Origin of the sequence: Stutzerimonas chloritidismutans (assembly GCF_020783375.1) — a bacterium.
Classification (GTDB): domain Bacteria; phylum Pseudomonadota; class Gammaproteobacteria; order Pseudomonadales; family Pseudomonadaceae; genus Stutzerimonas; species Stutzerimonas kunmingensis.
This window is the reverse complement of record NZ_CP086067.1, coordinates 2519148-2543785: the sequence shown is the minus strand read 5'-3', so window position 1 is coordinate 2543785 and position 24638 is coordinate 2519148. Positions and strand designations below refer to the sequence as shown.

At 64.4% G+C, this 24638-nt stretch carries 18 protein-coding genes; 7 read left to right on the top strand and 11 right to left on the bottom strand.

Going from position 1 to position 24638, the window contains the following annotated elements; all coding sequences use genetic code 11:
• Window positions 1-270 precede the first annotated feature (270 nt).
• The 5 genes from LLJ08_RS11695 to LLJ08_RS11675 are packed head-to-tail and all read right to left on the bottom strand — an operon-like array spanning window position 271 to window position 5817.
• Window positions 271-1422: an acyl-CoA dehydrogenase family protein gene (locus LLJ08_RS11695; RefSeq protein WP_228207085.1), complete on the bottom strand. Its 1152-nt coding sequence runs from the start codon at window positions 1420-1422 to the stop codon at window positions 271-273.
• A gap of 38 nt (window positions 1423-1460) precedes the next feature.
• Window positions 1461-2555: an enoyl-CoA hydratase/isomerase family protein gene (locus tag LLJ08_RS11690; RefSeq protein WP_228207084.1), complete on the bottom strand. Its 1095-nt coding sequence runs from the start codon at window positions 2553-2555 to the stop codon at window positions 1461-1463.
• A gap of 2 nt (window positions 2556-2557) precedes the next feature.
• Window positions 2558-3448 carry a 3-hydroxyisobutyrate dehydrogenase gene (gene mmsB / locus LLJ08_RS11685; RefSeq protein WP_228207083.1) on the bottom strand — a complete coding sequence of 297 codons (891 nt, stop codon included), beginning with the start codon at window positions 3446-3448 and terminating at the stop codon, window positions 2558-2560.
• Between the two features lie 36 nt (window positions 3449-3484).
• Window positions 3485-4258: an enoyl-CoA hydratase gene (locus LLJ08_RS11680; RefSeq protein ID WP_228207082.1), complete on the bottom strand. Its 774-nt coding sequence runs from the start codon at window positions 4256-4258 to the stop codon at window positions 3485-3487.
• A 47-nt stretch (window positions 4259-4305) separates the two neighbouring features.
• A complete protein-coding gene (locus tag LLJ08_RS11675) occupies window positions 4306-5817 on the bottom strand; it encodes a CoA-acylating methylmalonate-semialdehyde dehydrogenase (RefSeq protein WP_101275631.1) in 1512 nt (503 codons plus the stop codon).
• A 156-nt stretch (window positions 5818-5973) separates the two neighbouring features.
• On the opposite strand from LLJ08_RS11675, the gene LLJ08_RS11670 reads away from it, so the two are divergent.
• A complete protein-coding gene (locus tag LLJ08_RS11670; protein ID WP_221103788.1) occupies window positions 5974-6864 on the top strand; it encodes a LysR family transcriptional regulator in 891 nt (296 codons plus the stop codon).
• A gap of 118 nt (window positions 6865-6982) precedes the next feature.
• Here LLJ08_RS11670 and LLJ08_RS11665 read toward each other — a convergent pair whose 3' ends face one another.
• Window positions 6983-7336: a YgaP family membrane protein gene (locus tag LLJ08_RS11665; RefSeq protein WP_003300491.1), complete on the bottom strand. Its 354-nt coding sequence runs from the start codon at window positions 7334-7336 to the stop codon at window positions 6983-6985.
• Window positions 7337-7532: 196 nt separating this feature from the next.
• Between LLJ08_RS11665 and LLJ08_RS11660 the strand changes: the two genes are divergently transcribed.
• The 6 genes from LLJ08_RS11660 to LLJ08_RS11635 are packed head-to-tail and all read left to right on the top strand — an operon-like array spanning window position 7533 to window position 15358.
• The gene (locus tag LLJ08_RS11660; protein WP_080695083.1) at window positions 7533-7622 is read left to right on the top strand and encodes a potassium-transporting ATPase subunit F; all 90 of its coding nucleotides are present in this window, start codon (window positions 7533-7535) and stop codon (window positions 7620-7622) included.
• An 8-nt stretch (window positions 7623-7630) separates the two neighbouring features.
• Window positions 7631-9331, top strand: coding sequence for a potassium-transporting ATPase subunit KdpA (kdpA, locus tag LLJ08_RS11655; protein ID WP_042923905.1), 1701 nt, complete (start codon window positions 7631-7633; stop codon window positions 9329-9331).
• An 8-nt stretch (window positions 9332-9339) separates the two neighbouring features.
• Window positions 9340-11394, top strand: a complete 2055-nt coding sequence (gene kdpB / locus LLJ08_RS11650) for a potassium-transporting ATPase subunit KdpB (protein WP_376780495.1) — start codon at window positions 9340-9342, stop codon at window positions 11392-11394.
• Window positions 11395-11433: 39 nt separating this feature from the next.
• Window positions 11434-12000: a potassium-transporting ATPase subunit KdpC gene (gene kdpC, locus LLJ08_RS11645; RefSeq protein WP_228208934.1), complete on the top strand. Its 567-nt coding sequence runs from the start codon at window positions 11434-11436 to the stop codon at window positions 11998-12000.
• A 5-nt stretch (window positions 12001-12005) separates the two neighbouring features.
• Window positions 12006-14666 (top strand): sensor histidine kinase, encoded by a 2661-nt coding sequence (locus LLJ08_RS11640; protein WP_228207080.1) that lies wholly within the window; start codon window positions 12006-12008, stop codon window positions 14664-14666.
• Window positions 14663-15358 carry a response regulator gene (locus LLJ08_RS11635; RefSeq protein ID WP_228207079.1) on the top strand — a complete coding sequence of 232 codons (696 nt, stop codon included), beginning with the start codon at window positions 14663-14665 and terminating at the stop codon, window positions 15356-15358. The genes LLJ08_RS11640 and LLJ08_RS11635 overlap by 4 nt, the downstream gene beginning before the upstream one ends.
• Before the next feature lie 21 nt (window positions 15359-15379).
• On the opposite strand, the gene glgP is transcribed toward LLJ08_RS11635, so the two are convergent.
• From glgP to LLJ08_RS11610, 5 genes are all read right to left on the bottom strand, one after another.
• Window positions 15380-17905, bottom strand: coding sequence for an alpha-glucan family phosphorylase (glgP, locus tag LLJ08_RS11630; protein ID WP_228207078.1), 2526 nt, complete (start codon window positions 17903-17905; stop codon window positions 15380-15382).
• Between the two features lie 75 nt (window positions 17906-17980).
• Entirely contained in the window at window positions 17981-19078 is a 1098-nt protein-coding gene (locus tag LLJ08_RS11625) for an endonuclease/exonuclease/phosphatase family protein (RefSeq protein WP_228207077.1), read from the bottom strand.
• Window positions 19079-19263: 185 nt separating this feature from the next.
• Window positions 19264-22383 carry a transglycosylase domain-containing protein gene (locus LLJ08_RS11620; RefSeq protein ID WP_228207076.1) on the bottom strand — a complete coding sequence of 1040 codons (3120 nt, stop codon included), beginning with the start codon at window positions 22381-22383 and terminating at the stop codon, window positions 19264-19266.
• 302 nt (window positions 22384-22685) lie between these two features.
• Window positions 22686-23360, bottom strand: coding sequence for a TIGR04211 family SH3 domain-containing protein (locus LLJ08_RS11615; protein WP_041014050.1), 675 nt, complete (start codon window positions 23358-23360; stop codon window positions 22686-22688).
• Window positions 23361-23787: 427 nt separating this feature from the next.
• Window positions 23788-24558: a TerC family protein gene (locus tag LLJ08_RS11610; RefSeq protein ID WP_023443694.1), complete on the bottom strand. Its 771-nt coding sequence runs from the start codon at window positions 24556-24558 to the stop codon at window positions 23788-23790.
• Window positions 24559-24638: the final 80 nt, after the last annotated feature.

Here is a 24638-nt window from a genome sequence, read left to right as displayed (position 1 = left end):
ACGATGTCCGACCGGGCTGCCAACAAAAACAACAAGCCCGTCAGCAGAAGAAGAACAAAGCAACATGACCTGAAGGGGAGCCTAGCGGCTCCCCTTTTTATTTGGGCCGCAAGACAGCGGCCACGCTGTCAGGCGTTGTGGGCATTGATTGTGTAATTGAGTGGGCTTCGATACAGCCAGGCTGGCTTTGCCATGCGAGTGACGGCGCCCTTGTGACGAATGCCGAGCTGTCACATTGCAGCACGGCATTCGTCCAGCACGCAGTGGCGTTTACAGCGCGTAGTTCGCCAGCTCCCGCGCGATCAGCAGGCGCTGGATCTCGCTCGAACCCTCGTAAATCTGCGTGATACGGGCATCGCGGTAATAGCGCTCGACCGGATAATCCTCGAGATAGCCGTAGCCACCGTGGATCTGCACCGCCTGCGAACAGACCTTCTCCGCCATTTCCGAGGCAAACAGCTTGGCCTGCGAGGCTTCGGACAGGCATGGCAGGCCGGCGCTCTTCAGCCGCGCGGCATGCAGAATCAGCAGACGTGCCGCATTCAGCTGGGTCTGCATGTCGGCGAGCATGTTGGCGATGCTCTGGTGCTCGGCGATCGGCTTGCCGAACTGCACGCGCTCGCGGGCATAGAGCAGGGCGGCTTCGAAGGCCGCACGGGCGATACCCAGGGCTTGCGCGCCGATGCCGATACGGCCGCCTTCGAGGTTCGACAGCGCAATCGCCAGGCCCTTGCCACGCTCGCCAAGCAGGTTCGCCTGCGGGATTCGGCAGTCGCTGAGCGAGACCGCGCAGGTGTCCGAGGCGCGGATACCCATCTTGTGTTCGCTGCGCTCCACCGCGAAGCCGGGCGTGTCGGTGGGCACCAGAAAGGCGGAAAGTCCCTTCTTGCCTAGGTCCGGATCAGTCACCGCGAAAACAATGGCCAACTTCGCCCGCTTGGCATTGCTGCAGAACTGCTTGCTCCCGTTGAGTACCCACTGACCGTCCACCAGCTCTGCGCGGGTGCGTAGGTTGTGCGCTTCGGAGCCGGCCTGCGGTTCGGTGAGGGCGAAGCAGCCGATGGCGCGACCGCTGGCCAGTTCAGGGAGCCACTCGTCCTTCTGCGCCTGCGAGCCGTAATTCAGCACCGGGCCGCAGCCCACCGAATTGTGGATGCTCATCAGCGCGCCGGTGGCGCCGTCGCCGGCGGAGATTTCCTCCACGGCCAGGGCGTAGGCGACGTAGTCGATATAGCTGCCGCCCCATTCTTCCGGGACGACCATGCCGAGCAGGCCAAGCTCGCCCATCTGGGCGACCAGGGCGTCGTCGATCCAGCCGGCCTTTTCCCAGGCCTGTGCATGGGGGGCGATCTCGCGGCGGGCGAAGTCGCGCGCCATGTCGCGGATCATGCGTTGGTCTTCGCTGAGTTCGAGGTCATGCATTGCGCGGTCTCTTCTTGTTGTTGTGCTGCAAAAGAGGTTCAGGCCGTGGCGCTGCGGCGTGTCTTGCCGGTGGTGGCCTTGAAGCCGTCGAAGAACGCCTGGACGCGCTCCGGCGTGACCTCTGCCAGCGTCGGCGGATTCCAGCGCGGTGACTTGTCTTTGTCGATGATCAGCGCACGCACGCCTTCCATGATGTCGCCCTTGGCGAACCATTGACGGTCCAGATGCAGCTCCAGGGCGAAGCAGTCGGCGATCGGCAGCTCGCGGCCGCGACGCAGCATCTCCAGCGTGACGCACATGGCCAGGGGTGAGCGGCTGTCGAGCACCTTGAGCGTTTCCTCGGCCCAGTCGGCAAACTCCGGACGCGACTCGGCGGCCAGCGATGCGCGAATCGCCGCCACGTCGCTTTTGCCGAAATGCTCGTCGATGGCCTGATGCAGCGCCTTCAGCTCGGAACCCGGCAGTTTGTTGCTGCCCAGCGTCGCCACCAGGGTGCGCAACGCCTCCTGCGGATGGACCGACCAGCTCATGCGGTCCAGGCAGCGATCCAGCTCGGCAATCTGGTCGTGGCTGACGCACCAGTCCGCCAGGCCAACGTGCAAAGCATCAGCGGCGCGGATCTGCAGGCCGGTGACGCCCATGTAGGTGCCGAGTTCACCCGGCAGGCGCGAGAGGAAATAGCTGCCGCCGACATCCGGGAAATAGCCGATGCCGACTTCCGGCATGCCCATGCGCACGCGCTCGGTGACCACGCGCAGCGAGGCGCCCTGGACCAGGCCCATGCCGCCGCCGAGGACGAAACCGTCCATCAGCGCCAGCAGCGGCTTCGGGTAGGCGTGGATGTACTGGTCGAGGGCGTATTCTTCCTCGAAGAAGGTTTCGTGCTCGGTGTCGCCGCGCTGGAAGCTGTCGTACAGCGAACGGATGTCGCCGCCGGCACAGAACGCCTTCTCGCCATTGGCGCGCAGCACCACGGCATGGATCTGCGGATCGGCCGCCCAGGCGCTGAGCTGCTGTTGCAGCAGGCGGACCATTTCCAGGGTCACCGCATTCAGCCCGGCCGGGCGGTTGAGGGTGAGGTGGCCGACGTGGTTGCGTACGGCGGCCAGCACGGGGCGTTCGGTTGCACTCATGGTCAGGTGTCCTTGCGGTACTGATTGATGATCGCCGAGAAATCCAGGCCGCCATGACCCTGGGCGCTGAAGCTCTGGTAGAGTTGCTGGGCGAGGGCGCCGAGTACTACCGGCTGGCGCACCTGTTTCGCCGCCTCGGTAGCCAGGCCCAGATCCTTGAGCATCAGGTCGCTGCCGAAGCCGCCGCTGTAGCCGCGTGAGGACGGAACGTTGTCCAGCACGCCGGGGAAGGGGTTGTAGGTATCCGAGCTCCAGCAACGACCGCTGGAGGTGTTGATCACGCCGGCCAGGGTCTTGGCATCCATGCCCAGCGCGACGCCCAGCGCCATCGCCTCGGCGACGCCGATCATGGAAATGCCCAGCAGCATGTTGTTGGCGACCTTGGCCACCTGGCCGTTGCCGGCTGCACCGCAGTGCACGATGTTCTTGCCCATGGCCGCGAGGATCGGCTGCGCCCGGTCGAAGTCCGCGTCGCTGCCACCGACCATGAAGGTCAGGGTGCCGGCTGCTGCACCGCCGGTGCCGCCGGAGACCGGTGCGTCGAGCATCGGGTTGCCATGCTCGGCAGCGGCCTTGGCCACTTCGCGGGCACTGTGCGGGTCGATGGTCGAACAGTCGATCAGCATCACACCCTCGCGGCTGCTGGCGATCAGGCCGTTCTCGCCCAGGTACACGCTCTTCACATGGGCGGCGGCCGGCAGCATGGTGATGATCAGTTCGGCGTTGCCCTGGGCGATGGCGGTCGGAGAATCGACCGGAAGCGCGCCGGCGCCGACCAGATTTTCGACGGCCGCGGCGTTGAGGTCGAAAACGCTGAGCTGGTGGCCTGCCTTGAGCAGGTTGTGGGCCATGGGCGCGCCCATGTTGCCGAGACCAATGAATCCGATATGCATGGCGTGTTTCCTCTTCTTGTTATGGCCAGATGCGGCTTAGCGATTGGTGAACTCAGGCTTGCGCTTCTCGCTGAACGCGGCCATGCCTTCCTTCTGGTCGGCAGTGGCGAACACCGCGTGGAACACACGACGCTCGAAGCGGATGCCTTCGGCCAGCGTGGTTTCGAAGGCGCGATTGACGCTTTCCTTGATCATCATGGTGGCCGGCAGGGATTTCTCGGCAATCACCCGGGCGGCCTTGAGGGTTTCCTCCAGCAGGCTTTCGGCTGGGAACACACGGGCGACGAGGCCGGCGTGCTCGGCTTCGGCGGCGTCCATCTGGCGGCCGGTCAGGCACATGTCCATCGCCTTGGCCTTGCCCACGGCACGGGTCAGGCGCTGGGTGCCGCCGATGCCCGGCAGCACGCCGAGGTTGACCTCCGGCTGGCCAAAACGCGCGTTGTCGGCAGCGAAGATCATGTCGCAGAGCAACGCCAGCTCGCAGCCGCCGCCCAGGGCGTAACCGGCGACAGCGGCAATCAGCGGCTTGCGGCGAGTGGCGATACGATCGGCGTCGGCAAAGAGGTCATCGAGATAGACCTGCGGGTAGGACAGCTCGGCCATTTCCTTGATGTCGGCGCCGGCGGCGAACGCCTTGGGCGAGCCGGTGAGCACGATGCAGCCGATCTGCGGATCGGCCTCGAGCTGGCCCAGGGCCTGGTTCAGTTCGCTGATCAGTTGGGCGTTGAGCGCGTTGAGCGCCTGCGGCCGGTTGAGGGTGATCAGCGCGACGCGCTCCTGGATGTCGACGAGCAGGGTTTCGAATGTCATTTCAGCGTCCTTGAGGGCCGGCGCGTCCGCCGGCCCGGTGGGTGATGTCACTTCAGGTTGATGGTGGTGTTGACCGGGCCGCCGACCTCGTTTTCATCGAACCAGCGCTCGGTGATGGTCTTGGTCTGGGTGTAGAACTGCACCACCTGCTTGCCGTAGGGACCGAGGTCGCCGAGCTTGGAAGCGCGCGAACCGGTGAAGGAGAACATCGGCACCGGCACCGGGATCGGTACGTTGATGCCGACCTGACCCACGTCGATCTCTTCCTGGAAGTGCCGCGCCGCCGCGCCAGAGCGGGTGAAGATGGCGGTGCCGTTGCCGTTCGGGTTGGCGTTGATCAGCGCGATGGCTTCGTCCATGGTCGCTGCCGCCATGACGCAGAGGACCGGGCCGAAGATTTCTTCCTGATAGATGCTCATCTCGCGGGTAACGCCGGAGAAGATCGTCGGGCCGACGAAGTTGCCCTTTTCGTAGCCGCTGACGCTCGGGTTGCGGCCGTCCAGCTCCAGCCTGGCGCCTTCGCGTACGCCGCGTTCGATCAGCCCGCTGACGCGATCCAGCGCCGCGCAGGAAACCAGCGGACCGACATCGGTGCCGGCCTCGACACCGGCGTTGACCTTGAGGGTCTGTGCCTTGGCTACCAGATCGGGAATCCAGGCCTGCGCTTCGCCCACCAGCACCACCACCGACAGCGCCATGCAGCGCTGGCCGGCCGCACCGAAGGCGGCACCGGCGAGGTTGTTGAGGGTCTGTTCCTTGTGCGCATCGGGCAGCACGATGGCGTGGTTCTTCGCGCCCATCATGCACTGAACGCGCTTGCCGGCCTGGCTGGCGCGGTTGTAGACGTGGGTGCCAACCCTGGTCGAGCCAACGAAGGACACCGCCTTGATATCCGGGTGGTCGCAGATCGCGTTCACCGCGTCCGGCCCGCCGTGCACCACGTTGAGCACGCCCGGTGGCACGCCGGCTTCCAGCGCCAGTTCGCACAGGCGCATGGTGACCATCGGGTCCTGCTCGGACGGCTTGAGGACGAAGGTGTTACCGGTGGCGATGGCCATCGGGAACATCCACAGCGGGATCATGGCCGGGAAGTTGAACGGGGTGATGCCGGCGCAGACGCCCAGCGGCTGCAGCAGGGTATAGGTATCGACGCCCGCGGCGACGTTGTTGGCCAGCTCGCCGAGCTGCAGGTTGCCGATACCGGCGGCGTGCTCGACCACTTCCAGGCCGCGGAACACGTCGCCCTCGGCATCAGCCAGGGTCTTGCCCTGTTCGGCGGTGAGGATCGCCGCCAGCTCCTTCATGTTCTCGCGGATCAGCTGCTGGTACTTGAGGAAGATGCGCGCCCGCGCGCCGATCGGTGTCTTGCGCCAGGTCTTGAAGGCTTTCTGGCCGCTGGCGACGGCGCGGTCGATTTCCTCGGCAGTCGCAAAAGGCACGCGCGCCAGGACTTCCTGGGTCGCCGGGTTGACGACATCGCGCCAGTCCTGGGTGGTCGATTCGATAAATTCACCGTCGATCAGCAATTTGACGGTAGGAATGGAGCTGGACGTTGTCATAAGGCTCTCCGCCTGAGAAGGCACTGTTGTTGTTATGGCTCGCGGACGGCTGCGACCAGTTGCACCGAATGTAGCAATGCAAAAAACCACATTACAATGCGATCGACTGCAGAGTCGTTCTGCATAAATGCACAGTAGCTAATGGAGGCTTCAACCATGGACTGGGACAATCTGCGCTATTTTCTCGAGGTCGCCCGAGCGGGGCGGCTGACGACCGCGGCGCGCCGGCTTGCTGTCGACCACACCACCGTGTCCCGTCGCTTGCAGGCGCTGGAAAAAAGCATGGGCCTGCAGCTCTTCCTACGTGAGCCCGGCGGTTACAGGCTCACCGAAGCCGGGCGCAATCTGCTACCGCGAGTGGAAGCGATGGAAAGCGCCAGCGTGGCCATCGAGCATTCGTTGCCGAGCATGGGTGATGGCCTTTCCGGGCAGGTACGTATCGGCGCGACGGAGGGTTACGGCACGGTGATGCTTGCCGGCCAACTAACTGGGCTCAGCCGGCGCTATCCGCACCTGAACATCGACCTGCTGGCGCTGCCGCGGGCGGTGCGCCTGTCGCGCCACGAGGCGGACATCGTCATTACCCTGGAACGCCCGGAGCGTGGACCGTTCATCATCACCCGGCTCACCGACTACGTGCTGCGGCTGTATGCGTCGCCGGCGTATCTCGACGAACACCCGCCGATCCGCAGCCGCGAGGACCTGGCCGCGCATCGCTTCGTCAGCTACGTGGATGACCTGCTGTTCAGCAAGGAGCTGCTGTTTCTCGATGGCATCGCCGACGCCCGCTCCATCGGCCTGCGCAGCACCAGCCTGCTGGCGCAGCAGGAAGCAGTGGCGATGGGGGCGGGGATTGCGATCCTGCCGGCTTTTTCCGCCGACGCCGATCCACGGCTGCGACTGCTGCTGCCGGAGGAGGTCAGCTTTACCCGCACCTTCTGGATGCTGATGCCGATCGAGTTCAAGGACCTGGCGCGCATGCGCACGACCTGGGATTACCTGAAGGAAATGGCGCAGCAGAATCAGGACCGATTGTTGGGCCAGTAGTTATCGATGATTGACCGCATTGCAGCCACGGCGCCGCTAGAGCGCCGTGAGGTTTGCGCTTTTGCCGCTTGTAGAGGCTGTTAGCGAGCAGCGCATCATCGAGGCGCTGCCCGGTCGATCAGACGCGCGGCGTGGTGCGGCTTTCGTTGCCCATGGGGGTGGAGTCCGGCATTTGTACGCTGGTATCGGTGAAGTCCGAACTGTGCACTTCGGAATCCATCGGCATATGGCTGTAGCGCTGGCTCGGCAGCGCCGGCTTGCTTTCCATCTCCGCGAGCATGCGCTTGGCCTCGCAGCGACCGCTGATACCACGAGCCAGCGCCATACCGCCCATGGCCAGCTCGGCGATCCCGATCAATCCGCCACGGCGTAGCCCCTTGCCCATCATCACCAGGCCGCCCGCCAGCGACGCGGCGCGCTCCCAGCCGTGGACGTTCTGTGGGGCGGTTTTGTCGAACATTTGCTTGATCATGACGCGGCATCCTCTATGCGGGTGGTTTATAGATGACTGCGGCGTGCGGGTAGCGTTCCGGTCGCAGGGGCCGCGCAAGACCAACGTCAGAATTTACGGTTTTTTTACGCCGCCTGACCGGTAACACAATCGAATCTTTACGCCGCCTGCCTCGAGACTCCGTACACGCATTGACGCGTCATACGGAGCATTACCCATGACTATCCTCGACGGGCTCGCACTGGGCCTGGCCATCCTTCTTTTCCTCTATCTGCTGGCTGCGCTGTTGCGCGCCGAACGTAGTTAGGAGGCCGCATGCACGCCAACGACTACTGGCTGATCGCGGCGTTCTTCATCCTCGTGCTGGCGCCAGCACCCTGGCTTGGCCGCTATCTGTACCGTGCAATGGAGGGCGAACGTACCTGGCTGACGCCTGTATTCCAGCCGGTCGAGCGGCTGTGTTATCGCATTGCCGGTATTGATCAGGAAGGCGAACAGAACTGGATGAGCTACTGCCTGGCACTGCTCGGACTAACTGCGTTCAGCCTCCTGGGTTTGCTTGCAATGCTGATGCTGCAAGGGCAGCTCCCGCTGAATCCGCAGGAGCTGCCCGGGCTCGAATGGCACCTGGCGCTGAACACCGCGGTGAGCTTTGTCACCAACACCAACTGGCAGGCCTATAGCGGTGAGGCGCAGCTCAGCTACTTCAGCCAGATGCTGGGTCTGGGTGTGCAGAACTTCGTCAGCCCGGCGGTCGGTCTCGCGGTGCTGGTGGTGTTCTGCCGCGCACTGTCGCGCCGCAACGCGGGTGCAGTCGGCAATTTCTGGGTCGATATGACCCGCGCGGTACTTTACGGACTGTTGCCGTTCAGCCTGATCCTTGCGCTGCTGCTGGTGTGGCAGGGCGTGCCACAAAGCCTGGCGGAATACGTCCCGGTGGTGACGCTGCAGGGCGGCGAGCAGAGCATTCCACTGGGGCCGGCAGCCAGCCAGATCGCGATCAAACAGCTGGGCACCAACGGCGGCGGCTTCTTCGGTGTCAATTCGGCGCACCCGTTCGAGAACCCGACAGCCTGGAGCAACCTCCTCGAGGTGGCTTCGATCCTGCTGCTGCCAGCCGCACTGGTATTCATGTTTGGCCACTACGTACGCGACCTTCGGCAGAGCAGGGCGATTCTGGCCTGCATGCTGGTGCTGTTCTCACTCGGTCTGGGCACGACCCTGCTCGCCGAGCATCAACCCAACCCTGCGTTTGTCGGTATTGCCGTGGAACAGACGGGGCCGCTGGAGGGCAAGGAAAGCCGTCTGGGCATTGCTGCCTCGGCGCTATGGGCCACCGTGACCAGCGCGGCTTCGAACGGCTCGGTCAATGCCATGCATGACAGTTTCAGCCCCCTTGGCGGCATGGTGCCGATGTTCAACATGATGCTTGGCGAGATCGTGTTCGGCGGTGTCGGTGCAGGCTTGTACGGCATGCTGCTGTTCGTGCTGGTCACGGTATTCCTGGCGGGCCTGATGATCGGACGCACACCCGAGTACCTGGGCAAGAAGCTCGAAGCGCGCGAGGTCCGCTTGCTGGTGGCGTCTCTGCTGGTGATGCCGGTGGGTGTGCTGGTGCTGGCTGCGCTCGGTGTGAGCTTGCCGGGACCCGCTGCCTCGATCACCAATCCTGGCCCTCATGGGCTGAGCCAGATCCTGTATGCCTACACATCGGGTACCGGCAATAACGGCTCGGCCTTCGCCGGCTTTGGCGCCGGCACGACCTATCACAACCTGATGATCGCGCTCGCCATGCTGCTGGGGCGCTTCGGCTTCATCCTGCCGGTGCTGGCGATTGCCGGCAGTTTGGCGGCGAAGAACCGCGCACCGCTCGATGCCAACAGCTTCCCCACCCACGGACCGCTGTTCGTGACGCTGTTGACCCTGGTGATCCTCCTGGTCGGCGGTCTGACATTCCTGCCGGCCCTCGCGCTCGGCCCGCTCGCCGAACACTTCGTCCTGCTGCAAGGCTTCTGAGGAGCGTCATGATGAACGTCCGTCAAACGGCACTCGAAAGTGCCGAGCAACAACCTGCTACATCCTTTGCTGCGCTGTGCAAGCCGGCGCTGTTGCAGGCCCTGGTCAAGCTAGACCCACGCCGGCTCGCCCGATCTCCGGTGATGCTGGTGGTCGAGCTCGCCGCTGTAGCGACCACATTGCTGTGTTTCCTGCCAGATGCTGCGGTCGGTCGCCCGGTGGCAATACAGATAGCGCTATGGCTGTGGTTCACCGTGCTATTTGCCAACTTTGCCGAAGCGCTTGCCGAAGGGCGCGGCAAGGCACGGGCGGATAGCCTCAAGGCAGGCGTGCAGGGACTCGAGGCGCGACTGCGAGATGACGATGGCAATTACCGCCAGGTGGCGGCGAGCAGCCTGCGTCGCGGTGATGTGGTAAGAGTCGAGGTCGGCGAACTTATTCCCGGCGATGGCGAAGTCATCGAAGGCATCGCGGCCGTCAACGAGGCGGCGATCACCGGGGAGTCTGCACCGGTGATCCGCGAGTCGGGAGGGGATCGCTCGGCCGTCACGGGCAATACCCGCGTAGTGTCCGATTGGCTGCTGGTGCGGATCAGCAGCGATCCGGGCGAATCCACACTGGATCGAATGATCGCCCTGGTCGAGGGAGCCAAGCGGCAGAAAACGCCCAATGAGGTCGCGCTGGACGTCCTGTTGATCGGGCTGACGCTGATCTTTCTCGTGGTGGTTGCCACGCTGCAGCCATTCGCCCGCTTCGCTGGTGGCGATCTGCCACTGGTCTTTCTGGTCGCGCTGCTGGTGACATTGATTCCGACGACGATCGGCGGGCTGTTGTCGGCGATCGGCATCGCCGGCATGGATCGTCTGGTGCGGCTCAATGTGATCGCCAAATCGGGCCGGGCAGTGGAGGCGGCGGGCGACGTCCAGGTGCTGTTATTGGACAAGACCGGCACCATCACTTTCGGCAACCGGCGCTGCAGCGCGATGGTGAAGGCACCCGGCATTTCTACCACCGAGCTGTCGTATGCGGCATTGCTCTCTTCGCTGGCGGACGATACGGCCGAAGGCAAATCCATCGTTGAATACCTGCGTGCCCTGTCGCCCATGGCAGAGCCGTCCACACAGAACGTCAGCAATATTCCATTCAGCGCCGAAACACGTTTATCCGGTGCCGATCATCAGGGTCGCCGCTATCGCAAGGGCGCGGTAGACGCTGTGCTTGACCATCTCGGCATGACGCGCGAGCAGGTTCCGCCGGTACTGGCACGTGAGGTGGAAAAGATCGCTCAGAGTGGTGGCACGCCTTTGCTGGTATGCGCCGATGACCATTTGTTGGGCGCCATCCACCTCAAGGATGTCGTGAAACCCGGCATACGCGAGCGCTTCGCCGAGCTGCGCCAGCTGGGCATACGTACGGTGATGGTTACCGGGGACAACCCGCTGACCGCAGCCGCGATTGCAGCCGAGGCTGGGGTCGACGACCTGATTGCCGAAGCGACGCCGCAGAAGAAATTGCAGCGCATTCGTCAGGAGCAGGCCGAGGGCAAGATGGTCGCCATGTGCGGCGATGGCGCCAACGATGCGCCAGCGCTGGCGCAGGCCGATGTCGGCATGGCAATGAACGACGGCACCCAGGCTGCGCGGGAGGCGGCGAATCTGGTCGATCTCGACTCGGATCCGACCAAGCTGCTCGACGTGGTTCAGGTGGGCAAGCAGCTGCTGGTGACACGGGGCGCGCTGACGACCTTTTCGATCGCCAACGACGTGGCGAAGTACTTCGCCATCCTGCCGGCATTGTTCATCGGCATCTATCCGCAGCTCTCTGCACTGAACCTGATGCAGCTGCACAGCCCGGAGAGCGCAATCCTGTCGGCGATCATATTCAACGCTCTGATCATCGTCGTCCTGATCCCGCTGGCGCTGCGTGGCGTACGCATCAAGGCGGCCGACGCAGCCAGCCTGCTACGGCGCAACCTGTTGATCTACGGACTGGGCGGGCTGCTGGCACCGTTCGTTGGGATCAAGCTGATCGATCTGCTCCTGACCGCGACAGGTCTGGTCTGAATCCCGCCGTGCCCTGGCGCGGCTTCTGGAGATGAAATGATGCTCAAACAAATTCGTCCGGCGTTCGTCCTGCTGGTCCTGATGACCCTGATCACAGGGGGCGCTTATCCGCTGCTGGTCACGGCTGTGGCGCAGCTCGCCTTTGCCGAACAGGCCAACGGCAGCCTGGTTCGTGATGCCAGCGGCCAGGTGCGTGGCAGCAGCCTGTTGGCCCAGCGTTTCGATGGCGCGCAGTGGTTCCATCCGCGTCCCTCGGCGGGGGACTATGAGACGGTGGCCAGCGGTGCCAGTAACCTGGCACCCAGCAACCCGGAACTGGCGAATCAGGTCCGTGCGCGGGTAATCGAATGGGCTGGCAGTCCTACGAAGCCGGTGCCCATGGAGTTGGTGACGACTTCGGCCAGTGGGCTCGACCCGCATCTGACGCTGGCTGCCGCCCGCTTCCAGGCGTCACTGGTGGCGGCCGCTCGGGGCATCCAGCCCGAGCGTGTGGAGCGCTTGCTGCTCGAGCACCTGGAAGCCCCTCTGGTGGGGCCCGCCGTAGTAAACGTGCTGGCTCTGAATCTTGCATTGGCTGACAATCGCTTGCCTGCCCCCAGCGAGTGACCTGAATGAGCGATGCCCTGCGCGCGGATGCGCTGCTCGACGATGTTCCAAGGGAAGGCCGTGGGCGTCTCAAGGTTTTCCTCGGAGCCGCGCCCGGGGTCGGCAAGACCTATGCGATGCTGCAGGCCGCACAGCGCCAAAAACGGCTTGGGTGCGACCTGCGTGTGGGTGTGGTCGAAACCCACGGCAGGGCTGAAACCGAAGCGATGCTCGTTGGCCTGCCCGAGCAGCCGCTGATCCGCAGTGAGTATCGCGGCATCACCCTGGCCGAGATGGACCTCGACGGGCTGCTGGCGGCGCGGCCGCGTGTGGTGCTGGTGGATGAACTGGCCCATAGCAACGCGCCTGGCAGTCGCCACAGCAAACGTTGGCAGGATGTACTGGAACTGCTCGAAGCAGGCATCGACGTCTACACCACGGTCAATGTCCAGCATCTGGAAAGCCTGAACGATCAGGTCCGTGCGATCACCGGCATACAGGTGCGGGAAACCATGCCCGACTGGATCCTGCAGGAAGCGGACGACATCCTGCTGATCGACCTGCCGCCGCGCGAACTGCTGGAACGCTTGCGCGAAGGCAAGGTTTACGTGCCCGATCAGGCCAGGGCGGCCATCGATGCATTCTTCACGCAGACCAACCTGACGGCCTTGCGTGAGCTGGCTATGCAGACTGCCGCCGCGCGGGTCGATGCCGAGCTGAACCGGCGTTACCGCTTGCAGGGTCAGTCGGCGCCGGCCGTTCGTGGTCGCCTGCTGGTCGGTATCCACGGTAACGATGCTGCCGAAGGGCTGGTCCGGCATGCCGCGCGCGTTGCGGAGCGCAGGCACCTGCCGTGGTCGGTCGTGTATGTGAACACCGGGGCGAATCGCGGCGAAACAGAGCTCGCTCATCTGCAAGCGGCTCAACAGCTGGCAGAGCGGCTGGGCGGCGAGGTGGTGGAGCTGCGCGGGGAACGGGTGGCGCGAACACTGATCGACCACGCATACGAGCGCCGCGCTACGTTGCTCCTGGTCGGGCGTAGCGGCGCACGACGGGGCCTGAAACGGGTGTTCATGCGTTCGGTCGCAGAGCAGCTCATCGCGGCAGGTCAGGGGCTGGAAGTCAGTATTCTCGACCAGCAGCGCACGCCCTCGCGCAGGATCGGCGAGGCGAAACGGTCGGCGGACTGGCGCAACTACCTGCTGGCGCTGCTGGCGACCCTGGTGGCGACCGGGGCCGCGCTGGTGCTGTCGCGCTACCTCGCGCTACCCAACATCTCTCTGGTTTTCCTCGCAGCGGTGCTGGTCGTGGCTGTGCGCAGTAGCCTTGGCCCGGCGCTGGCGTGCGCGGGATTTTCGTTTCTTTTCTACGACTTTCTGTTCATCCCGCCGACCTTCACCTTTATCGTGGCGCGTCAGGAAGATGTGCTGACGCTGTTGTTCTTTCTGTTGATGGCAGTCCTGGCCGGCAATCTCGCCAGTCGCCAGCGCCGCCAGCTGCAGTCGCTGCGTCAGGCTCAAGCGCAGACCACGGCGCTGCTCGACCTTTCCCGGCGACTCAGCGCTGCGACGGATGTACAGGCGGTCTGTGCCGTTGCAGTTCACCAGCTGCAGTTGTTGCCGGATATCGAGGCTGTGGTGGCTATGCGGACGAAGAGGGCCGAGTGGTCGTTCAAGGGCGGTGCTCTGCCTGATCTGCTGAACGACCAGGCGTTGGCAGCGGCCGAGTGGGCCTGGAAACATGGGCAGCCCGCGGGGAGGGGGACCGATACCCTACCTGGCGGACAGTGGTGGTGGCTGCCGCTCAGCGGAGATGGGCAGTCGCTGGGCTTGCTGGGCATTCATCCACTCGCCGGTACGCAGCTGCCGCCGCCGAAACGTCGGCTGATAACCGCCCTGGCCCAGCCGCTTGCCCAGGCGCTGGGTCGTGCGACCCTCGCCGATGAACTGGAAGCGGCCCGGCTGCATGGCCAGAACGAAGAGCTGCGCAGTGCCTTGCTGGCTTCCGTTTCGCACGATTTGCGCACACCGCTGACCGCCATGCGTGGGTCCATCGACTGCCTGGCCAGTCTGTGGGCGGGCATGAGTGAGACTGACCGGCAGGAGCTTCTGGATACCACGCGGGACGAAGCGGAGCGGCTGGATCGCTATATCCAGAACCTGCTGGATATGACACGGCTGGGCCATGGCGGTCTCAAGCTGATTCGCGACTGGGTGACGCCGGCCGATATTGTCGCTAGTGCCCTGCAACGCCTGCAGCGAGTCCTGGCTGGTTTCCAGGTCGTGCTTCGGATTCCCGACCGGCTGCCGCTGCTGTACGTCCACGCGGCGCTGATCGAACAGGCGCTGGTCAACGTGCTGGAAAATGCTGCGCGATTTTCCTCGCCGGGAGGGTCCGTGGAAGTGGCAGTTTCAGCGGTCCCCAACGCGTTGCGCTTCATCGTCAGGGACGAGGGGCCGGGCATTCCCGAAGCGGAGCGAGAGAAAATCTTCGACATGTTCTACACCGCTGCACGGGGAGACCGGGGCGGTCCGGGCACCGGACTGGGGCTCGCCATCTGCCAGGGCATGATCGGCGCTCATGGCGGGCGCGTACTGGTTGATGATGGGCTCAATGGCCGAGGCGCAAGTGTGATCCTGGAACTGCCGCTATCGCCGCAGCCGGAAATGGAGGACGGTCTTTCGTGAGTGGCGAATCGGCAAGTGTTCTGATCATCGACGACGAGCCGCAGATCCGGAAATTCCTTCGCATCAGCCTTGTCTCGCAAGGCTATCGGGTGGTCGAGGGCGTCGATGGCCGCGATGGTCTGACCCGTGCGGCGCTCGAGCGGCCGGATCTGGTTGTGCTGGACCTTGGCCTGCCTGACATGGACGGCCAGGTCGTGTTGAGCGAGCTGCGCGGTTGGAGCCAGGTGCCGGTGATTGTGCTGTCGGTACGCTCCAATGAGGCGGAAAAGGTCAGGGCGCTCGATGCTGGCGCGAATGACTACGTCACCAAGCCATTCGGTATTCAGGAATTCCTCGCCCGGGTGCGCGGGCTGTTGCGTCAATCCACGGTTCCTGCGAGCACGGCAGCCCAGGTGGTTGCAGGTGCCTTGTGTATAGACTTCGCGTTCAGACGGGTCAGTCTGGACGACCAGGCCGTGAGCCTGACCCGCAAGGAGTATGCGGTGCTAGCGGAGCTGGCCCGTCACGCTGGTCGGGTGGTGACACAACAGCATTTACTGAAAGAAATCTGGGGGCCGTCCCACGGAGGCGACAGTCACTATCTACGTGTCGTCATCGGGCATCTGCGGCGCAAGCTTGGCGACGATCCGGCTGCGCCGCGCTTTATCGTGACCGAGCCCGGAGTCGGGTATCGCTTGGTCTCGGACGCATGATGCGCGCACCTGAGCAGCACTTCATCGCTGCCAGAGAATGAGCGGCAGCTCCAACGGCACCGCCAGGCCCAGCGCGGGGCTGGGTACGACCCGAGCCGTGTAGTCGGCCTCAGGGCGCTGGGTGCTCAGCTCAGTCCGGTAGCTGGCGTATGAGCCTTCGTGGTGCTGGAGTTGCAACGTGTGGACATTGGCCGGCTCCGCTCCCTGCGATTCGGCGAACAGCTGCACGGCGATCTGCTCCGGTTCGATTCGGCCGAGGTGCAGGCGAGCCGCAATGTGCTGGGCATCGCCCTCGCGCCGCCACTCAAGTTGTTCGAAGGCCAGTTCGTGCCAGTAACTGCGCAGGTTGGTGATTCGGCGCGACATCTCGCTGGCCAACGCAGAACCATCCGCGCAGCGCTGTCGGTAGCGGCCGGACAGCGGCAGGTAATAGCGCTCGGTGTATTCACGCACCGTCCGGTCGGCGGAAAAGCGTTCCACCAGAGCACTCATGCTGCGGCGCATGCGTTTCACCCAGGCGGTGGGGATGTCCTGCTGGTCGCGCTGGTAGAAGCAGGGCACGACTTGCTCTTCGAGTAGCCGATACAGCTGTTCGGCGTCCGCGGCATCGTGCTCGGGTTCATGTTCCAGGCCGTCGCCGACCGCCCAGCCGAGGTCGGCGGCATAGGCTTCGGCCCACCAGCCGTCGAGCTGTGAAAGATTCAGCCCGCCGTTGGCCAGGACCTTCATGCCGCTGGTGCCACTGGCTTCCCACGGGCGGCGGGGAGTATTCAGCCAGACATCCACGCCCTGCACCATGTGCCGGGCAATACGCATGTCGTAGTCCTCGAGAAAAACCACGTGGCCGGCAATATCGGGGCGCGCGGCGAACTGCTGCCATTCGCTGAGCAGCGCCTGGCCGGCGCGATCGGCGGGGTGCGCCTTGCCGGCAACCAGCAGCTGCACCGGGTAATCGCGATGGGTGAGGAGGCGCGCCAGCCGCTCCGGGTCCTGCAGCAGCAGGTTGGGGCGCTTGTAGGCGGCGAAGCGCCGGGCAAAGCCGAGCGTCAGCCGTTGCGGATGCAGGTGCGAGCCGGCGAACTCGATCTCCGAAGGCGAGGCGCCGTGCACCGCGAGGCTGCGAGCCAGGTGGCTGCGTACGAAGCTGAGCAGTTCGCCACGGGCATGCTGGCGGATCTGCCACAGCCATCGGTCATCGACTTGCGCCAGAAGATCGTCCACGGAAGCTTGGTCGGTGCCGCGCCAGGGAATCTCATCGCCATGCAGCTCATACCAGTGGGCTTCGGCGTCTGGCGATACCCAGGTCGGCAGGTGGATGCCATTGGTGACATGACCGACCGGCACCGACTCGAGCGGCCAGCGTGGATAAAGCTCGCGGAAGATGTAGCGGCTGGTGCGGCCATGCAGCTGGCTGACGGCGTTGACCGCCCCGGCCCCGCGCGTTGCCAGGTAGGCCATGTTGAATGGCTCGTGTGGGTCGTGCACATGCTTGCGTCCCATGGCCAGCAGCGCCTGCAGCGGGATGCCCAGTTCGTACTCGGCATAGCGCTCCAGGTATTTGCTCAGCAGCTCCGGCGGGAAGCGGTCGAAGCCGGCTTCGACGGGCGTATGGGTCGTGAACAGATTGCCCGCGCGGGTTGCGTGGAGGGCGACTTCGAACGACACGCGCTCCCTGGCCATGTAACTGCGGGCGCGTTCCAGGACGGCGAAGGCGGCGTGGCCGTCGTTCAGGTGAAGCACATCGGCCTGCAGCCCGGCGGCTTCGAGCAGCCGCCAGCCGCCGATGCCCAGCACCAGCTCCTGGCGCAGACGCATTTCGTTGTCGCCGCCGTAGAGTTCGCTGGTGATCAGTCGCGCGATGGGCGGGTTGGCTGGGTCGTTGGTGTCCAGCAGGAGCAGGCGGTGGCGGCCGACCCTGGCCTGCCAGCCGCGCAGCCAGATCTGCACGCCGGGCAGCTGGATCGCGAAACGCAATGCTGTTCCGCTGGCGTCGAGCAGCGGCTCGATGGGCATCTGCCGGGTGTCATTGACCGGGTAGAGCGCCTGCTGGCGCCCATCCGGGCCGATGCTCTGGCGAAAATAGCCGTGCTGCCAGAGCATGCCGACCGCGGTTATCGGCACGCCGAGGTCGTTGGCGGCCTTGAGCTGGTCGCCGGCGACATTGCCGAGACCGCCGGAGTAGATGGGCAGCGCCTCGCTGAGCATGTACTCCATGGAGAAATAGGCGACTCGCGCGAGTTGTTCGCTGTAACTCTGGTCACCGTGACTTTGACTGGCGAACCAGGTCGCCCGCTCCAGGCGTGCCTGCTGAGCTTGGACGATGCCCTCCACCAGACGATGGCATTCAGCGCGCTGCAGCAGTGCTTCCAGCTTCTGCAGCGGCACCGTGCTGAGCACCAGGCTGGGATTGCGGGTGAGCTGCCACAGGTCGTTATCGATCAGCTGCCACAGGTCATCGTTCTGGCTGGTCCAGCGGATGGACTGGTCAAAAGCGAGCTGGCGCAGGGTTTCCGGGGTGATGGCGGGGCGTTCGGATGCAGGCGTCATGCGGGCTCTCTCGTCTGAACTGGGCGCACGGTGTTTTCCAGCATAGGCCGACCGCCGCGGCTGATGGACGGCGGCTCAGCGTCGCGGGCCGGCCGCAGGCTGCGGCACCTCGCCCGGGGTGACGGGCTCCTCGTCGATGGTTTCCTCGGCCTCCTGTTCGTCCTCGCGGTCGGCTTCGAGGCCATGTTGTTCTTCAGTGTGCTTGGGGTCGTACTGCAACTCGATGAACACCGGGAAATGGTCGGAGCCGATATCAGGCAGCCGCAGCATGCGGATGAAGCGGAAATGCGCGCTGTGAAAGAAGTGATCCAGCGGCCAGCGCAGAAACCAGTGATGGGCATGGAAGGTGTTGTACATGCCGCGGCCCACACGCGGATCGAGCAGCCCGCTGATCTTGCGGAACAGGCGCGTGGTGGGCGACCAGGCGACATCATTGAGGTCACCGCTGACGATGATCGGGTCATCGCTGTCCTGGATGCTCCTGGCGACCACCAGCAGCTCGGCGTCGCGCTCGGTGGATTCCTCGTTCTCGGTCGGGCTGGGCGGCGCTGGATGCAGGAAGTGCATGCGCACCGCGAGCTCGTCGCTTACGCGCACCCGAGCATGCATGGAGGGCACGTCGTCTTCCACCAGAAAGCACAGCTCCGGCTCTTCCAGCGGCAGACGTGAAAACACATGCATGCCGTAGAGGTTGTCCAGCGGGCAGCGGATGCTGTGCGGGTATTGCTCGGCGAGTTGCTCGAGCTGCGTTTCCCACCACTGGTCCGATTCGAGCGTGACCAGAACGTCCGGGCGATACTCGCGAACCAGCGCCAGCAGCCGATCGGACTGTCGGTTCGGCCCCAGCACATTGGATGACATCACCCGGATGCGCGGCCCTGCGGCATCTGCCTCCGCCCGGCGCACCTCGTTGCGCCAGGGGCGTGTGTAGGGCACGACCCATGCGAGCTGGTAGGCCAGACAGGCGCCGGCCAAGGCAGAGATCAGGTAATGCCACGGCTGGCTGTAGTCGAGCAGCATGCCTTGAGCGACGAGCAGGGCGACCAGCAGCGCGCCGAGTTGCAGGCGCGGAAACTCCCATACGCGCACCCACCAGGCGCGATGCCGCCACAGCGGCAGGAGTGTGACGAGCACAAAGAGTCCCGTGGTGAGCAGCAGTATCCCTTCGATCATGACGTTTCCCGTTATGGCCGATCAGTTCGGCAATCAGGTGTGCACTCCAGATTGGTTCCAGGACCGGGATATTCGACAGGCAATCAGGCGAAGCGTCGCAAACGAATTCGGATTACGTCCAGTTTTTGCCGGTGCGTGCGCCGAAATCGGCGCCGGGAAGAGCACCGATGCGGGCGTTTTGGGGATCACTTTTCGGCCGAAAGCATGCCGCTGGTCAGTGCCGGCAGGTTTTCCGGTCGGCACAGCGTGTTCTGGCCTTGCAGGTAAGGCTGGAGGATGGGCGCCATGCCCTTGAGCGTCTGCACGGGCAGCGCCGAGGTAAAGCGGAAGCTGTCGGCGGCGCGTCCCGGTACATAGGCCGTCAGCGTGCCGAAGTGATTGGGTCCGAGATAGAAGACGAAGGTGGCGGTGCGGTTCAGCGCCAGCGAGCTGATCAGCCGGCCGCCAGCGCCGACGCTCTGGATGCGGTTGTCACCGGTGCCCGTCTTGCCGCCCATTCGCAAAGCGCTGCCGTCCTGCTGCACGAAACTGCCTTGCAGGCGCCGCGCAGTACCGCCTTCGACGACATTGGCCAGCGCATCCTGCAGCGCGCGGGCCACTTCTACCGGCATCACCCGCTTGCCGGTCCCGGCGACCAGGCCCATGCGGGTTTCATAGGGCGTGCCCTGAGCGAAGTGCAGGTTGTCGATGCGCACGCTGGGCAGGCGGACGCCGTCGTTGAGGATGATGCCCATCAGCTCGGCCAGCGCGGCCGGTCGATCACCGGAACTACCCAGCGCGGTCGCCAGCGAAGGCACCAGGTTGTCGAACGGATAGCCCAGCCGCTGCCAGCGGCGATGGATGTCGGTGAAGGCCTCGACTTCCAGCATGATGCGAATCCGGCTGTCTCGCGCGCTCTTGTGCCGGCTGCGGAACAGCCAGCCATAGACTTCCTGGCGCTGCGCGCGGCTGTCGGCGACCACTTCGGAGAGCGTTGCCTGCGGGTGGGCGATCAGGTAGCCGAGCAACCAGAGGTCCAGCGGGTGCGTGCGGGCGATGTAGGCCTGATCGGGCAGGCTGTAGGCGCCGGGGCCATAGCGGGTGTAGAGCGCATCCAGCTTCTTGTCGTTGAGATCGGCATCCGGCAGATGCTGCTTGAGAAAGCTGTCGAAGACCGGCCGCTCGGCATCCGGCATCAGGTAGCGATGCACGGCCGCCAGGCGCACCGGTGTCGGCCGCATGCCCTGCAGGAAGGTTTCGATGCGCTGCTCAGCGCTCTTGTTGCGGTACTTCTTCCAGAAACGTTGCAGGAATACCGAGCCCTCGCGATCGGCGAAGCGGGTCAGGTATTCCTGGCGGCGCGGGTCCTTGTCGTCCCCAAGCAGCTCGGCACTGTTGATGGTTTCGTAGGTGCTGTAGCTCACCAGATCACGCATCAGCCGTACGAAGGGCAGATTGATCGATTCGCGCAGCGATTCGCGTACGGTGGGGATACGCCCGTCGTCTTCACGGCGGAAGTTGCCGAAGCGATGCATGCCGGCGCCGGTGAAGAAGCGTTCGGCGGGGCTGGCCGAGTAGCGCCGATCCAGGGCCGCGTCGAGCATGCGCTCCAGGCTGCGGTCGCTGTGCGTGGCCAGGTAATCGATGGCCCAGCGGCTGAGATTGGCCTTGGCGTCGATCTTGCGCAGCTCGCCCGGGGTGAGGCCCGAGTAGCGCTGGTGCAGCTCGGCGATAACCTCAAGATAGGTGGTCAGCACGCGCAGCTTGGCGGTCGAGCCCAGCTCCAGCTTGCTGCCCTCGTTGATGTCGAACGGCTGGTTGGTGTTGTCGGTCTGCACCCGCACCTGGAAGCCTTCCTCGCCGCGCTCGAACAGCGTGAAGCTGTAACGCACGGCGGCGGTCTTCTCCGGGGACAGCATGCGATCACCGAACAGCCCGACCGTTTCGGCGAAAGCGGGATCGGCCAGGCGCACCAGGTACTCGCTGATCTGTGCCTGCAGATCACCCTGCAGCGGCGTGCTGGCGGTGAGGTCCAGGCGATCCAGGTCATACAGGGGCAAGCCGAGCAGCCCGGCCAGGCGCATGCGCGCGACGGTGATGCCCTTGGTGGCGTCCACCTGCCGGATCGCCGAGTCGCGGCTCGGGCTTTGTCCTAGGACGCGCTGGCCCAGCGCTGCGTCGCGCAGGCCGGCATCGATGATGCCGCCGTTGGCCAGCAGGCGGATGTGACTGTCGGTCAGCGTTGCCATTTCCTCGCGGCCGGCACCCAGGTAGTACGACGGACGCCGCTGTGCGATCAGCAGCGACAGCACCTGACGCAGCGCCAGACCGCGCGCCTGCGGATCGACTTCGTCGGCGCTGCGTGGATCGAGCAGGCGATTGACTTCACGGAAGTCGGCGCCGAACCACAGTCGCAAGCCATCGGCGATGCCATGCACTTCACCGTGTCCGGGCGCCGCCGAGAGCGGCACGCTGTTGAGGTAGTCGCGCACGATGCGCTGACGGGTGGCCAGGGTTTGCGGACCCTCGCGATAGGTACGCACGCTGGCGGAGATCATCTGCCGGATCTTTTCCTGCGGATCGCCGGTGCGGCCTTCGGGCGAATGCCGATACTTTTCGACCTGGGTGGCCAGGGTGCTACCGCCGGCGGCCTGGCCGCTGAGGCCAAGGCGCTTCTCCAGCTGGCTGATCGCCGCCTTGGTGAAGCGCGGCCAGTCCACCGCCGGGTTGGCGTGGGGGCGGCTGGCGTCCAGCAGGCCACGGTCCTCGATGAACAACAGGCTCATCACCACCAGCGGTGGGATGTCCTCGAAGCGCTCGTAATACTGGCGTGGATAGCTGTTGGTGTAGATCGGCACGCCGCGGCAGTCGTTGATGGTCAACCCGGCCTGGGAATCCTCGGGGTAGGGCGGAAAGAATCCGCGGTGGGTGTAATCCAGCAGTGCCCGCGAGAAGCGTGCCTGCTCCTCGATCCTGAAGTTGCGCTGTGACAGCTGTTGAATGAAGCGCGGCAGATCGACGTAGCCCAGGCGGCGGTCGAACGGACCGTCCTCGGGGAACTGAATGCGTGGGCTCGGCCCGGGTTTGACCGCGTAATCCAGATCGGCCGCATAGCGGCTTAACCAGTGCGATTGCCACCGGGCGCTGTCCAGCTCCTGCCAACCGAGATAGCCACCGCCTGCCAGCAGCGAAATGCCGACGAGCAGCGCCAATCGGCGTGCCGTCTTGCGACGGCCTTTAGCTGATGTGCGGGATGATTTCGGGGAAGGGGCGCGCTTGTTACGCCCATCCTGGGATGTATTGTCGGACCGCCATACTGCGCCCATGTGTGCCTGGCTTCCTAGCAGTGCTCTACGGCAAGCATAGTTCGCCCGCACGGCTTAAGCGATGGCGGTTTGACGAACGGAGCGGCTCAAGCACGAGCCTTGAAGCGGAGGCGGTGGGGTGCCTCGACATACTTCTGAAATCCGGCGCATGGAGCGCCGGAATGGGGCGTGATTCATATCTGAGTTCGGCTTGACGGCCCGGTCCTGAAGAGCAGGTATTGGCAACCGGTAACCACCCCGCGAATGCCCATCAGCACCGGGACGAGCGGCGATTGTGTTCCTTTCGGCCGGGCCGTTTATCGTCAGAACCAGCGATCGTTACGCTTACGGCCGCGGGTGAGCATTGGCAGGATCAGACCCACCAGCAGCCCAGCACCGGCGATGCTGCCGCCATAGACCATGTACTGCATGAGCACCTGCTTGTTCTCGTCGCCGAGCCGCGCCTGGGTCGTACGCAGTTCGGACTGTGCTTCGGTCAGCTCCGCCTCGAGGGCGATGCGGCGGGCGTCGAGTTCGTCGATCAGGGCTTTGCGCGAGTCCAGGGTTTCCTGCATGCCCTGCACGCGGACCTGCCAGCTTTCGTCGATGGTCTTGAGTTCCTCGCTCAGTTCTGCGACTTGCTGTTCGAGCTGCGGCAGGCGCTCGGCCTGGCCGGGAACGTCCTGCAGTTCCTTGCTGGGTATCCAGACGTTGCTGCCGGACTCCGAGCGTACCTGGCTGTAATCGCCCTGAGTGCTGATCAGCTCGACCTTCTGCCCCGAGGTCAGCGTGCCGACGATGCGATAGCCGTCCGTGGGGCCGCTGCGCACGTAGGTGTTCAGGCTGTCGCTGACCCAGCGCGCGTTATCGGACGATTCCTGGGCATCCACAGGCCCTGCAATGAGCAGGGCGCCGAACAGACTGGCGCCGATGACTTGGCGCGGCTGGGAAAAGCTGAACCGGGAGAGCAAGGCAAAAAGATGAAGAGATATGGACATGAAAAGTTCGCGTTATTGGAAGAATAGGACCCAAGCGTGGGGTGGTGAGGTCGACTGCATCTGGCACGCGAGACTCTGGGCCAGCCGCAGCGAAAAGCACCGCTTTTAGTGGCCGGACGCGGTGGCAGCCACAGGTCGGAGCCCGACGTGCAAACGGCACGAAAATGAAGATGCTCCGCGGGTGCATCAGCTGACTGACCGTCCTCCCTGGCGAAAGTTCAGGCGGTTTTTTTCGGGCTGACAATGCTGGCGATGAGGGGCGGCGAGCTGGGCAACTGCAGTCGATGCCAGCCGCAAGCGGCTAAAGCCGCGGGGTGGGGCGGTGCGAGACCGAGCCGGTCTCTAGGCCGGAATGGTGATTGAACCTGGTGCAGGTGGGCCTGCGCCAGCGTGACCTCGGTCCGCTGAAGCAGGCCCCGCCGTCAGCTTATTTCGGTTCCTGAGCGGTACCGAGCTGCTTCTGCCGTGCGCGACGCGCCATCATGTTCAACACCTCGACCCCGGCGGAGAATGCCATCGCGGCATACACGTAGCCCTTTGGTACGTGGGCACCGAAGCCCTCGGCGATGAGGGTCATGCCGATCATCAGCAGGAAGCCGAGCGCGAGCATCACGACGGTCGGGTTCTCGTTGATGAATTTGGCCAGCGGATTCGCCGCCAGGAGCATCACGGTTACCGCGACGACCACCGCAATGACCATGATCGCGACGTGATCGGTCATACCCACCGCAGTGATGATGCTGTCCACCGAGAACACCAGGTCGAGCAGCAATATCTGCGCAATCGCGGCGCTGAAGCCCATCGTGACGGCATTGTCGAGCTGCTTGCCTTCGAACATGTCGCCGCCCGGTGTCGGGTCGACACTGTGGTGAATCTCCTTGGTGGCCTTCCAGAGCAGGAACAGGCCGCCGGCGATCAGGATCATGTCCTTCCAGGAAAACGCGTTGCCGAACAGTTCGATGACCGGCTCGGTGAGCTGAACGATCCAGGCCACCGTGCCGAGCAGGCCCAGTCTCAGGACCAGCGCCAGGCTGATGCCGATGCGCCTCGCGCGCTCACGCTGATGCTCCGGAAGCTTGTTCGTCAGAATCGAAATGAAGATCAGGTTGTCGATGCCGAGCACCACCTCCATGGCGATCAAGGTTGCCAGGGCAACCCAGGTGGTGGGTTCGGAGAAGAGCTGGATAAGCGATTCCATATGGATCTCTAGCGTGAGTGATGACGATCCCGCGTCTGGCGGGTGCGCGAGCATAGCTGGAAGGCAATCCGTAACAGAGC